The organism is Streptomyces sp. Isolate_45 (genome assembly GCF_024721315.2).
In the GTDB taxonomy this organism is placed as follows: Bacteria; Actinomycetota; Actinomycetes; order Streptomycetales; family Streptomycetaceae; genus Streptomyces.
Genome location: NZ_JANFAK020000216.1, coordinates 1 through 12,084, shown reverse-complemented (window position 1 = coordinate 12,084; position 12,084 = coordinate 1). Strand labels below are relative to the sequence as shown.

Here is a 12,084-nt window from a genome sequence, read left to right as displayed (position 1 = left end):
GCGCGCGCCGCCCGGCCGCTCCCGATAGGGCAGGAACACGACGACCCCTGGGCCGCGGAGGCCTGGGCGACGGCGACCCCGGGCCCGGGCCCGGGGTCGGGCGACCCCACCAACCCCCACCCCCCGGCCGGCCAGGCCACCGTCACGCCCGAGGAGGCCCGCGCCATCGCCTCCTGGGACCGCGACCTCGACGCGCTGGAGGGCGAGCTCCGCCGCGCCCGCGCAGCCGTCCGTGACGTCGAGTTGCCCTCCGCCCTCTCCGCGAGCCAGCTCCTGCGGCTCGCCGCCGACGAGCAGGGCTTCGTACGCGATCTCGCACGCCCCATGCCCAAGCCCCCGCAGCCCGCCGCGCGTCAGGGCACCCGCTTCCACGCCTGGGTCGAATCCCGCTTCGACGAGCTGCCGCTGCCGCACCTCGACCTCCTCGACCCCGTCGCCGAGCTGCCCGGCTCCGACCAGGAGATCGCCGACGAGGCCGACCTCGACTCCCTCAAGGCGGCCTTCGAGCGCAGCGAGTACGCCGAGCGGACCCCGTACCGGATGGAGGCCCCCGTCCAGCTCACCCTCGCCGGCCGGGTCATCCGGGGCCGCATCGACGCCGTCTACCGGAACCCCGACGGCTCGTACGAGGTCGTCGACTGGAAGACCGGCCGCACCACCCAGGCCGACCCCCTCCAGCTCGCCGTGTACCGACTGGCCTGGGCGGAAGCCACCGACACTCCCCTCGACCGGGTCGGCGCGGCCTTCCTGCACGTCCGCAGCGGCCGCGTGATACGCCCCCGCGACCTGCCCGACCGCGCCCGTCTTGAGCGGATCCTCCAAGGCAAAACGGGCACGGACGGTGACCCCCGGGCGGAAGGCTAGGCTCGGGGCATGAGCGAGACCCAGGCGGACAACGTCGTCCGCACGTACATCGACACCCACCGCACCGCCTTCCTCGACGACCTCGCCGAGTGGCTGCGGATCCCCTCCGTGTCGGCCCAGCCCGAACACGCGGACGACGTACGCCGCAGCGCCGACTGGCTCGCCGCGAAGCTCACCGCGACCGGCTTCCCGCTCGTCGAGGTCTGGCCGACCGACGGCGCCCCCGCCGTCTTCGCCCACTGGCCGAGCCAGGACCCGGACGCGCCCACCGTCCTCGTCTACGGACACCACGACGTCCAGCCCGCCGCCCTCGCCGACGGCTGGCACACCGAGCCCTTCGAGCCCGTCGTCAAGGACGGCCGGATGTACGGACGCGGCGCCGCCGACGACAAGGGCCAGGTCTTCTTCCACACCCTCGGCGTGCGCGCGCACCTCGCCGCCACCGGCTCCGCCGCCCCCGCCGTGCACCTCAAGCTCCTCATCGAGGGCGAGGAGGAGTCCGGCTCCCCGCACTTCCGCGACCTCGTCGAGGCCCGCGCCCGGCAGCTCGCCGCCGACGTCGTGATCGTCTCCGACACCGGCATGTGGTCCGAGACCACCCCCACCGTCTGCACCGGCATGCGCGGCGTCGCCGACTGCGAGATCGACTTCCACGGCCCCGACCAGGACATCCACTCCGGCGCCTTCGGCGGAGCCGTGCCCAACCCGGCCACCGTCGCCGCCCGCCTCGTCGCGGCCCTGCACGACGAGGACGAACGGGTCACGATCCCCGGCTTCTACGACAACGTCACCGAGCTGACCGACGCCGAACGCCGGCTGATCTCCGAGCTGCCCTTCGACGAGGCCGAGTGGCTCCGTACCGCCAAGTCGCACGCCGCCTCGGGCGAGGCCGGCTACTCCACCCTGGAGCGCGTCTGGGCCCGCCCGACCGCCGAGGTCAACGGCATCGGCGGCGGCTACCAGGGCCCCGGCGGCAAGACCATCGTGCCCGCCTCCGCCCACCTGAAGCTGTCGTTCCGCCTGGTGTCGGGGCAGGACCCGTACGAGGTCGAGGCGGCCGTGAAGGACTGGGTCGCCGCCCGCGTCCCCGACGGCGTCCGGCACTCCATCACCTTCGGCGCCCCCACCCGACCGTGCCTGACGCCGCTGGACCACCCGGCGCTGCGGTCCGTCGTACGGTCCATGGAGCGCGCCTTCGGGCAGCAGGTCCGCTTCACCCGCGAGGGCGGCTCGGGACCGGCGGCGGACCTCCAGGACGTCCTGGCCGCGCCCGTCCTCTTCCTCGGGATCTCCGTACCGTCCGACGGCTGGCACTCGCCGAACGAGAAGGTCGAGATCGACCTCCTCCTCAAGGGCGTGGAGACCGCCGCCCACCTCTGGGGCGACCTCGCCGAGCACTGGAACACCGGCTGATCCCGCCCGCACGCCCACCCACCGCCACGCCTGCCTTGTCCCACCACCGGGGGAGTTGGAAGTACCAGTGAGCACCCGTACCGAGCGCCCGATCACGCTGGCCGCGCCCAGCGGAATCGACCGCGCCGCCCACCACCGCCTCGACGAGGCATGGCTGGCCGCCGCCTGGAGCCACCCGACGACCCGTGTCTTCGTCGTCTCCGGCGGCCAGGTCCTCATCGACGACACCCCCGACGGGGGCACCGGCATCGTGATGACCCCGGCCTTCGAGGCCCCGGTCACCGAGACCCACCGCTACTTCCTGGGCACCGACGAGGACGGCGTACGGTACTTCGCGCTGCAGAAGGACTCCCTGCCGGGCCGCATCGACCAGTCGGCCCGCCCGGCCGGACTGCGCGAGGCCGGGCTCCTGCTGAACCCGCGCGACGCCGGGCTGATGGTCCACGCCGTCGCGCTGGAGAACTGGCAGCGGATGCACCGCTTCTGCTCCCGCTGCGGCGAGCGCACGGTCGTCGCGGCCGCCGGGCACATCCGCCGCTGCCCGGGCTGCGGCGCCGAGCACTACCCGCGCACCGACCCGGCCGTGATCATGCTGGTCACCGACGACCAGGACCGCGCGCTGCTGGGCCGCCAGGTGCACTGGCCGGAGGGCCGCTTCTCGACGCTGGCCGGGTTCGTCGAGCCGGGCGAGTCGATCGAGCAGTCGGTGATCCGCGAGGTGTGGGAGGAGGCGGGCGTCAAGGTCGGCGAGGTCGAGTACATCGCGAGCCAGCCCTGGCCGTTCCCGTACAGCCTGATGCTGGGCTTCACCGCCCGGGCCGTGACCTCGGAGATCACCGTCGACGGGGAGGAGATCGAGGAGGCCCGCTGGTTCTCCCGCGAGGACCTGGCCGAGGCCATCGAACGGGGCGAGGTCACGCCTCCCGCCGGCGGCATCTCCATCGCGGCCCGGCTGGTCGAGCTCTGGTACGGCAAGCCGCTGCCGCGCCCGCCGGCGGCGTAAGTTTCGTCACACCGGACAGCGCCGTCCGCCGCCGGCGGAGCCGGCACCGCCGGCACGGCAGAAGGCCCCCGCCATGTGGCGGGGGCCTTCGCGCGAACCTCTACGGATCGCGGATCAGACGGCGAGGGCCTGCTTGACCTGGGCCAGGCTCGGGTTCGTCATGACGGACTCGTTGCCGCCCGCCGACTTCACGAGCACGGTCGGAACCGTCTGGTTGCCGCCGTTGGCCTTCTCCACGAACGCGGCGGACGCCGGGTCGAGCTCGATGTTGATCTCGTCGTACGCGATGCCTTCCCGGTCCAGCTGCTTCTTCAGCCGGTTGCAGTAGCCGCACCAGGTCGTGCTGTACATCGTGACGGTGCCCGTGTCCTGCATGCTGCGCTCTCCTTCGTGGGGGCCTCGGTGGTCCGAGTACTCGAACGCACGGGACCGCCGTGCCATTCCCGACCCCGGCTCCGGCCGGGTACCGCCCTGCGTACCGGTACGAGTAATGCCCCGGGCCTGTGGACGGATTTCCCGCCCGTCCCACCGGACCTGGCAGCATGGCGGGGTGACATCAGCAACGCACTCCTCCCCCTTCCCGGCCGACGCAGACGCCGCCGACGCCGTGCTCCTGGGCCTCGACCCGGAGCAGCGCGAGGTCGCCACGACCCTGCGCGGGCCGGTGTGCGTGCTGGCGGGCGCGGGCACCGGCAAGACCCGGGCCATCACCCACCGCATCGCCTACGGCGTCCGGTCCGGGCAGCTCATGCCCGCCAGCGTGCTGGCGGTCACCTTCACCAACCGCGCCGCCGGCGAGATGCGCGGCCGACTGCGGACCCTCGGCGCGGACGGCGTCCAGGCCCGCACCTTCCACTCCGCCGCCCTGCGCCAGCTCCAGTACTTCTGGCCGCGCGCGGTCGGCGGCGAGGTGCCCCGGCTGCTGGAGCGGAAGATCCAGTTCGTCGCCGAGGCCGGGGCGCGCTGCCGCATCCGCCTCGACCGCAACGAGCTGCGCGACGTCACGGGCGAGATCGAATGGGCCAAGGTCACCCAGACCGTGCCCGCCGACTACCCGGCCACCGCCCTGAAGACGGGCCGCGAGGCCCCCCGCGACATGGCGGAGATCGCCCAGATCTACGGGACGTACGAACAACTCAAGCGCGACCGCGGAATGATCGACTTCGAGGACGTGCTGCTGCTGACCGTCGGCATCCTCCAGGACCGCCACGACATCGCCGACCAGATCCGCAGCCAGTACCAACACTTCGTGGTGGACGAGTACCAGGACGTCAGCCCCCTCCAGCAGCGCCTCCTCGAACTGTGGCTCGGTGATCGCGACAGCCTGTGCGTCGTTGGCGACGCCAGCCAGACGATCTACTCCTTCACCGGCGCGACCCCCGACCACCTCCTGAACTTCCGCACCCGGTACCCGCAGGCCACCGTGGTCAAGCTGGTCCGGGACTACCGCTCCACCCCCCAGGTCGTCCACCTCGCGAACGGCCTGCTCAACCAGGCCAAGGGCCGCGCCGCCGAACACCGCCTGGAGCTGATCTCCCAGCGCGAGCCCGGCCCCGACCCGGTCTACGCCGAGTACCCGGACGAACCCGCCGAGGCCGAGGGCGTCGCCGGTCGGATCCGTGACCTGATCGCCGCGGGCGTCCCCGCCGGCGAGATCGCCGTGCTCTACCGGATCAACGCCCAGTCCGAGGTGTACGAACAGGCCCTCGCCGACGGGGGCGTCCCCTACCAGCTGCGCGGCGCCGAGCGCTTCTTCGAGCGCAACGAGGTCCAGAAGGCCGTCCTCGCCCTGCGCGGAGCCGCCCGCTCCGGTGGCAGCAGCGACCCGCTGCTGGAGGATGTCGTCGAGCTGGGCTCCCAGGTCAGGGCCGTACTGAGTTCCACAGGCTGGACCGCCGAACCGCCCGCCGGCTCCGGCGCGGTCCGCGACCAGTGGGAGTCCGTCGCCGCGCTGGTCCGACTCGCCGAGGACTTCGCCCGGAGCAGGCCCGGCGCCACCCTCGCCGACCTCACGATCGAGCTGGAAGAGCGCAAGGCCGCGCAACACGCCCCGACCGTCCAGGGCGTCACCCTCGCCTCGCTGCACGCGGCGAAGGGCCTGGAGTGGGACGCCGTGTTCCTCGCCGGCCTCACCGACGGCATGATGCCGATCACGTACGCGAAGACCGACGAGCAGGTCGAGGAGGAACGACGCCTCCTCTACGTCGGCGTCACCCGCGCTCGGCACCACCTGACGCTCTCCTGGGCGCTCTCCCGCGCTCCCGGGGGTCGGGCCTCCCGACGCCCCAGCCGCTTCCTGAACGGCCTGCGGCCGGGCTCGGCGGCCCCGGGAACGGGCCCCGCCGCCGCGGCCGACCGCGGTGCCCGCAAGCGCGGCCGCCGCGGCCCGGCGCTGTGCCGCGTCTGCGGCAGGACCCTGATCGAGGCCGGGGACATCAAACTGATGCGCTGTGAGGACTGCCCGTCCGACATGGACGAAGGCCTCTACGAGCGGCTGCGCGCCTGGCGGGCCGTCCAATCGAAGGCCCAGGGGCTGCCCGGATACTGCGTCTTCACGGACAAGACGCTGATGGCGATCGCGGAGGCCGCTCCCTCCGAGGCGGGCGAGCTCTCGATGATCTCCGGCGTGGGTGGCCGCAAGCTCGACCGGTACGGAGCGGATGTCCTGGCCATCTGCGCAGGCCAGGAGCCTGCGGGCGAGGATCCTGACGACGCGTAGAAACTCGTCGGAAAAATAGTTTGCACATGCCCAGCGAATCCCCATAGGTTCTTAGCAACGGAAACGGTGGCTTCTCCGAAGCCCTGGATCCGTGCTGTACTTATCCGAATACGTATGGGACCGGCCTTCGGGCAGGGTCCCCGAGACGCCGAGAGGAGGCGAGACCAGTGGCCGGCTACACGAACTTCACCAAAATGACCGATCGCTCGGTCGACGCTTCCTGCCTGCTCGGTTCCGTCTCTCTCCTGGGTACCGGTCTGTCCGCGATTTGCGCTGACAGCCCTGCCCTGCTGGCGGTCCTTCCCGTCAGCGAGCGCAATGAGCGACCGACCAAGGCACTGGTGGCAGTAGCCGAAGCCCAGGCGCATGGCGCCTATGGCTTCGCGGCCGCAGCCGGTGCCGGAGCTCGGACGAAGCAGACGACGAAGCAGCAGCACCACCTGATGTGGGCCTTCCGCGGGCTCGAACCCTGGAGTGATCCAGTCTGATCTCACGATCAGGCCGGCGCCTTCAGGGCCGCGGAACCCCACCCGGGATCCGCGGCCCTTCTGTTTGTCCCCGAACGGGGACGACGGAGCGAAGGGGCCTCGGGACTGGCAGAACCAGTCGGTGTGAGTTGGCAGCCGAGCCGCCCCCGGCCAACAGGCCGGAACGACTAGCCGAACAAGACGAGGAAGAAAACACCGTGCAACTCGAAGCGCACGCCCCGTCCGTACCGCAGACCCAAACGATCTCCCCGCCCGCAGTCCCGGAGGACTCCACCTTGATCCCCCTCACCGCGCTCACCGCGCTCGACGACGCCATCGAGAACCTCGGCGTACCGGTTCCCTGTCGCACCTTCGACCCCGAGGTCTTCTTCGCCGAGTCCCCGGCCGACGTCGAGTACGCCAAGTCGCTCTGCGGCACCTGCCCGCTCGTCGAGGCCTGCCTCGCCGGCGCCAAGGAGCGCCGCGAGCCCTGGGGCGTCTGGGGTGGAGAGCTCTTCGTCCAGGGCGTCGTCGTAGCCCGGAAGCGGCCGCGTGGCCGTCCGCGCAAGAACCCGGTTGCAACGGCATGACCGCCATCGGAACCATCGACCGCCCCCTGACGCGCGACCCCCTGAAGCAGGCCCTCATGTCCCCCAACGCCACCACGAGCGAGCAGCCGCACGGCTCCGCCACCGCAGACTTCATCACCGCAGGCGCGATCACCTCGCGTCAGAACAGGACCCGCGAAATGCAACTCATCCCAGAAGCCATGGCTCGTGCCCATATGGACGACCGCATGCGTGAGGCGGACGCCGAGCGTCAAGCCCTGCGCCTGGTCGCCGCGCGGCGCATGCAGCGTCGGGCCGAGCGCGTGTCGCTGCGCGCCCGGCGCGCGCTGGCCATGGCCGTCATGCACTGACGGCTGACACGGCCGAAGTAACGCAGTCCCCGGGGGGCCGGTCCGAACGGACCGGCCCCCCGGTGCGTTGCGCGGGCCGCTCCGGGCCCGCGGGGATATCGTCTGGAGGTGGACCAGCCGACTCCCCACCCCGCCCCGCCGGGACCCGAGGCCCAGCACGACGTCTGCGCGCGCTGCGGCACCCGTGCCCCCGACGGCGCCCCGCCCACCTGGACGTGCTCCGTGGAGAACGGGACCAGGCAGTACTTCTGCGTCGACTGCGCGCGGGCCAACCTCCGGGCCATCGAGGGCCGCCTCGACTCCGCCTGGTGGTGACGACCGGCCGGCCGTCACCTCCACCCGGTGACCGCCTCCGGCCGGGCCGTCCGGCCGCGCTGCGCGCGCGGCGGCCGGCGCGGGCCTCGCCGCTCCCTACGCGGGCCGGTCCTCGGCCCCGAACCCGGGCAGCCAGGCCGCCAGTTCGTCCCCCAGCCGCACCGTCGCGCCCAGCTGGCACAGCACCCCGATGGTGCTCAGCGTCACCCGGTGGATCAGCAGGTACGACGGCGGCAGGTTGATCTGACGCCCCAACTGGTGCGCGGGGGAACGGGGGTCGGCGATCCGGGCGGCCTGCCCGCGCAGCCACGTCCGGGTGAAGGTGAACTCCTCGGCCTCGGCGGGCTCGATGATCGGCTTGAGGTAGTCGAGGACGGCCTGGGGATCGAGGTCGATGGAGTCCCGGACGAAGCCCTCCGCCCGCAGGTGGCCGTAGACGCCTTCGGCATCCCCGTCCAACGTCATCCGCAGGGACCTGCCGATGGGCTTGGGCCAGCCACCGGGCAGCCGGTCCACGGTGCCGAAGTCCAGCACGCCCAAGCGCGTCCGGCCGTCCGCCCCCGCTATCAGGCGGAAATTGCCCGGATGCGGATCCGCGTGCAGCAGCCCCGTCCGGGCGGGTCCCGAGAAGAGGAACCGGGCCAGCAACTGCCCGGCGCGGTCGCGTTCTTCCTGGGTGCCGTCGGCGATCACCTCCGACAGCGGGGTGCCCTCCATCCACTCGGTCACCAGCACCTCGTCGCCCTGGTGCACGACATCCGGCACGAACACGTCCGGGTCGTCGACGAAGGAGTCCGCGTGCGTGCGCTGCGCCTCGGCCTCCAGCTCGTAGTCGAGTTCCTCCGAGACCCGGTCCCGCATCTCGGTGATCAGCGGCTTGATGTCCATGCCGGGAATCAGCGGCCCGAGCAGTCCCGCGAAACGGCCCAGCTGCTTGAGGTCCGACAGCAGTGCTTCGCCGGCCCCCGGATACTGGACCTTGACCGCGACCTGCCGGCCGTCGTGCCACACCGCTCTGTGGACCTGCCCGATCGAGGCGGCGGCGGCGGGCTTGTCCTCGAACTCCTCGAACAGCTCGCGCCAGTCCTCGCCCAGACGCTCCGCCAGCACCTCGTGGACCCGCGCCGCCGGCAGCGGCGGGGCCGCCTCCTGAAGCTTGGTCAGCGCGGCCCGGTAGGGCCCGGCGACCTCCTCGGGAAGCGCCGACTCGAACACCGAAAGGGCCTGCCCGAACTTCATGGCGCCCCCCTTCAGTTCGCCGAGTGTGCGGAACAACTGCTCGGCGGTGCGCTGCTGGAGCTCACGGGCGACGATCTCGGCGGACTTGCCGCCGATCCTCTTTCCCAACCCCCAGGTGGCGCGGCCGGCGATCCCGAGTGGCAGCGCGGCCAGCTTGACGGTGCGGGTGACGGCCTTCCGGGGAAGATCAGACATGCGCCCCTCCAGTTCCCAGACAGCTGTGCCGCAAGCGGCGGTTCGAAGCGATCCTCGGCACCGACGCATCCTGTCATGGCCGACTCCGGAGGTCCGCGCCCGATCCTGCCCCGGCGTTCTGCAGCGCCGCTCGACCGCCACCGCCACCGCCGGCGCCACCGCCACAACCGTCCGGCCTCCCGGCGCCGCGTCCCGGACCCGGGACCGACACGGGCTCCGGGGCCGGGGGCGGCGCCGGCTCCCCTGCCGTGGCCGCACCGCACGGGCAGTCCGGATGGGGCCACACCGCCGCACGGTCCCAGGACAGGCCCGGCAGCGCGGCCTCCCAACGGGCCCCGGCCGCCGCGGGCACCTCCCCGTCGAGGAAGGACAGGGCGTGGGCCGCGGCCAGACCGGCCACCGCCGTCGACAGGGCCACATCGCAAGCGGCCGTGGCGCGACGGCGGTGCGCCGAGCGCCATTGGACGAGCATCCGCGGCCACGCGGGATCCCGGTCGACCCGGTCGCGTTCCATGCACCCGGCGCACGCCGTGGCCCCCGGCAGCACCAGCGGCCCCACCAGCCCGGTCCCCTCCAGCACCCCCGCGTACAGGTGCGGGGTGCCGGTGGCCACCCAGTCGGCCGCCTCCTGCGGATCCGGCGCCCAGGACCGCAGCCCGTCCCGCGGGGCGACCACCACCAGTGCCAGCCCCGGCTCCGGCCCGGTCGCCTCCCCGGCCCGCGGACCCCGCCCCGGGGCGGAGTCCCGCACCAGCGCCGTCGCGGCCTCGGCCCTGAGCCGGCCGACGCTCGCGGGCCCCAGCCCGCCCGGCGCCACATCGGCCGGCACCACCCGGCCCCCGTCGAGCACCTCGACCCGGCCCACCCCCGCCCCCGCGAGCACGGCGGCGATCACCGCCCCGACCCGCCCGCTCCCGCGCACCTGGACCCGTATCGCCCTGCGCGCCGCGATGCCCCGTAAGTCGCCACCCGGCTCCCGGCGCACCAACGACAGCGAGCCCAGGTCGGGCCCCAGTCGCTCCAGGGTCTCCGGCCGGCGCCGCACGGCCTGGGCCCGCGGCCCGCCCGCCGTGACGTCGTCCAGCAGCCCGGCCCCCGCCAGTCGGCGCACGAGTTCGTCCACCCGCCCCTGCGGCAGGCCCATGCCGACGCCCTCCGAGCGCAGGAGTTCCATGCTCCGCGTCCCGTCGATGCGGTCGATGAGCGAGCCGGTGGCCGTGTCCACCGGACCGAGCACCACCGCGTGGGCGGGAGTCACCCCGAACTGCACCGTCTGCAGATCGCGCCAGGCCCGTGCCAGCGCGGGCTTCACCTTCGGATACACGACAACCCCCTTCGAGGGCGGATCCCCGGATCCCCGCCCGATCCCCAACGGATCCGCCGGCCCCGATTCACCGCTTTCGGCCACCATGCCCGCCCGTCGCGTCACGTGCGGGAATTTGTCCACAGGCAAGGGGTATTAGGCATATGAGATGGAGAAAAGGGGCGCTTTCGGTATCCGTTCCCGAATCCGCAGCGAATCGATCATGTTCGAACCCCGGACGCGCGGGACTTCCACCACGACGACCGGGTACCTTCGACGCGTGTCCGCCGATCCACCGCAGCGCGCCGTCGAAGTCCGCCGGAGCGCGCGCCGCCGAAGGACCGTATCCGCCTACCGCGAGGGTGACCGTACGGTCGTCCTGATCCCTGCCCGGATGTCCGAGGCCGAGGAACGCCGCTGGGTGGGCGTGATGCTCGACAAGCTCGCCGCACAGGAGAGCAAGCGGACCCTCGGCGACGCGGAACTGACCGAACGCGCCGAGCGTTTGTCCGAGCAGTACTTCGACGCCCGTGCCCGCCCCCGCTCGGTGCGCTGGGTCACCAACCAGAACACCCGCTGGGGATCCTGCACCCCCGCCGAGGGCAGCATCCGGCTCTCCCACCGCCTCCAGGGCATGCCCGAGTACGTGGTCGACTACGTGCTGCTGCACGAGCTGGCCCACCTCCTCGTGCCCGGCCACGGCCCCCGTTTCTGGGAACTCCTGGAGGCGTACCCGAAGACCGAGAGGGCCCGCGGGTACCTCGAAGGAGTGGTCGCCGCAGAGCGCCTCCCGAAGGTTCCGGCCTCCCGCGAGGAATGAGCGCGCGCCCCGGAACGCGGTTTGTACCGGGTCGGTACCGACTTGGCCGGAAGTCGGCGGGAGCCGTTAGCCTGAGCGGCACGCATGCACCGGCACGCATGCCGCGGGACACATTTCACAGTCGGGATGGGGGACGGTCGGACGTATGGCCAGGGAATTCCAGCGCGGCCACAAGGCCAAGATCAGTGATCTGACGGCGGGTACCGATCTGTACGTGGGCGTCCAGATCTCCGGGCCCGGGCTCACCTTCGACATCAGCTGCTTCGGCCTCGACGCGAACGAGCAGCTGTCGGACGACCGCTACTTCGTCTTCTTCAACCAGCCGAAGTCGCCGGAGGAGTCCATCCAGCAGCTCGGCCCGCAGGCGGGTGACACGGAATCCTTCCGGGTGACCCTCGACCGGATCCCGGCCTCCATCCACCGGCTCTCCTTCAGCGCCACACTCGACGGCGCCGGGCAGATGTCGCAGATCGGACCCGGCTACATCCGGATCGTGGCCGGCGGCGAGGAAGTCGTCCGCTACTCGTTCAACGGTTCCGAGTTCAGCACCGAGCGCGCGCTCATGATCGGCGACTTCTACCTCAAGGACGTGTGGCGCTTCGCCGCCGTCGGACAGGGATTCGACGGCGGGCTCGCCGCGCTGCTGCAGAACTTCGGCGGCGAGGTCGCCGAGGAGGAGCCGCAGCAGGCGCAGCCGCAGGCATCCGCGACGCCCGGGTTCGCCCCGCCGCCGCAGGGCGCCGCGCCCGCCCCCTCCTTCGGGGCCCCCGCCCAGCAGCCGCCCGCCCCCTCGCCGTCCTTCGGCGCCCCGGCGCAGCAGCCGCAGG

13 protein-coding genes are annotated in these 12,084 nt (G+C 72.5%); 10 read left to right on the top strand and 3 right to left on the bottom strand.

What is annotated here, in order from left to right; all coding sequences use genetic code 11:
• The 3 genes from NOD94_RS37185 to nudC form a co-directional block, all read left to right on the top strand.
• A partial coding sequence (locus NOD94_RS37185; RefSeq protein WP_281210655.1) for a PD-(D/E)XK nuclease family protein occupies positions 1–864 on the top strand: 864 nt, incomplete at its 5' end.
• A 9-nt stretch (positions 865–873) separates the two neighbouring features.
• Positions 874–2,277, top strand: coding sequence for a dipeptidase (locus NOD94_RS37180; RefSeq protein WP_281210654.1), 1,404 nt, complete (start codon positions 874–876; stop codon positions 2,275–2,277).
• A gap of 55 nt (positions 2,278–2,332) precedes the next feature.
• Positions 2,333–3,280 (top strand): NAD(+) diphosphatase, encoded by a 948-nt coding sequence (gene nudC, locus NOD94_RS37175; protein WP_281210653.1) that lies wholly within the window; start codon positions 2,333–2,335, stop codon positions 3,278–3,280.
• Between the two features lie 114 nt (positions 3,281–3,394).
• Here the strand turns inward: nudC and NOD94_RS37170 are convergent, their stop codons facing one another.
• Positions 3,395–3,655: a mycoredoxin gene (locus tag NOD94_RS37170; protein WP_281210652.1), complete on the bottom strand. Its 261-nt coding sequence runs from the start codon at positions 3,653–3,655 to the stop codon at positions 3,395–3,397.
• Between the two features lie 115 nt (positions 3,656–3,770).
• Between NOD94_RS37170 and NOD94_RS37165 the strand changes: the two genes are divergently transcribed.
• The 5 genes from NOD94_RS37165 (at position 3,771) to NOD94_RS37145 (ending at position 7,700) form a co-directional block, all read left to right on the top strand.
• A complete protein-coding gene (locus tag NOD94_RS37165; RefSeq protein ID WP_281210651.1) occupies positions 3,771–5,999 on the top strand; it encodes an ATP-dependent DNA helicase UvrD2 in 2,229 nt (742 codons plus the stop codon).
• A gap of 194 nt (positions 6,000–6,193) precedes the next feature.
• Entirely contained in the window at positions 6,194–6,487 is a 294-nt protein-coding gene (locus tag NOD94_RS37160) for a hypothetical protein (protein WP_281210656.1), read from the top strand.
• Between the two features lie 197 nt (positions 6,488–6,684).
• Positions 6,685–7,056 carry a WhiB family transcriptional regulator gene (locus tag NOD94_RS37155; RefSeq protein ID WP_281210650.1) on the top strand — a complete coding sequence of 124 codons (372 nt, stop codon included), beginning with the start codon at positions 6,685–6,687 and terminating at the stop codon, positions 7,054–7,056.
• On the top strand, positions 7,053–7,385 hold the full coding sequence (locus NOD94_RS37150) for a hypothetical protein (protein ID WP_281210649.1): 333 nt from the start codon (positions 7,053–7,055) through the stop codon (positions 7,383–7,385). Before NOD94_RS37155 ends, NOD94_RS37150 begins: the two co-directional genes overlap by 4 nt.
• 108 nt (positions 7,386–7,493) lie before the next feature.
• Complete coding sequence (locus NOD94_RS37145; RefSeq protein WP_281210648.1) at positions 7,494–7,700, top strand: hypothetical protein; 207 nt, start codon at positions 7,494–7,496, stop codon at positions 7,698–7,700.
• Positions 7,701–7,796: 96 nt separating this feature from the next.
• Here NOD94_RS37145 and NOD94_RS37140 read toward each other — a convergent pair whose 3' ends face one another.
• Positions 7,797–9,134 carry an AarF/ABC1/UbiB kinase family protein gene (locus NOD94_RS37140; protein WP_281210647.1) on the bottom strand — a complete coding sequence of 446 codons (1,338 nt, stop codon included), beginning with the start codon at positions 9,132–9,134 and terminating at the stop codon, positions 7,797–7,799.
• 73 nt (positions 9,135–9,207) lie between these two features.
• Entirely contained in the window at positions 9,208–10,458 is a 1,251-nt protein-coding gene (locus NOD94_RS37135) for a TOMM precursor leader peptide-binding protein (RefSeq protein WP_281210646.1), read from the bottom strand.
• A 259-nt stretch (positions 10,459–10,717) separates the two neighbouring features.
• Here NOD94_RS37135 and NOD94_RS37130 point away from each other — a divergent pair, with 259 nt between their 5' ends.
• The gene (locus NOD94_RS37130; RefSeq protein ID WP_281210645.1) at positions 10,718–11,257 is read left to right on the top strand and encodes a M48 family metallopeptidase; all 540 of its coding nucleotides are present in this window, start codon (positions 10,718–10,720) and stop codon (positions 11,255–11,257) included.
• A gap of 145 nt (positions 11,258–11,402) precedes the next feature.
• Positions 11,403–12,084, top strand: a 682-nt coding sequence (locus NOD94_RS37125; RefSeq protein ID WP_281210644.1) for a TerD family protein, incomplete at its 3' end; no start/stop codon positions are given.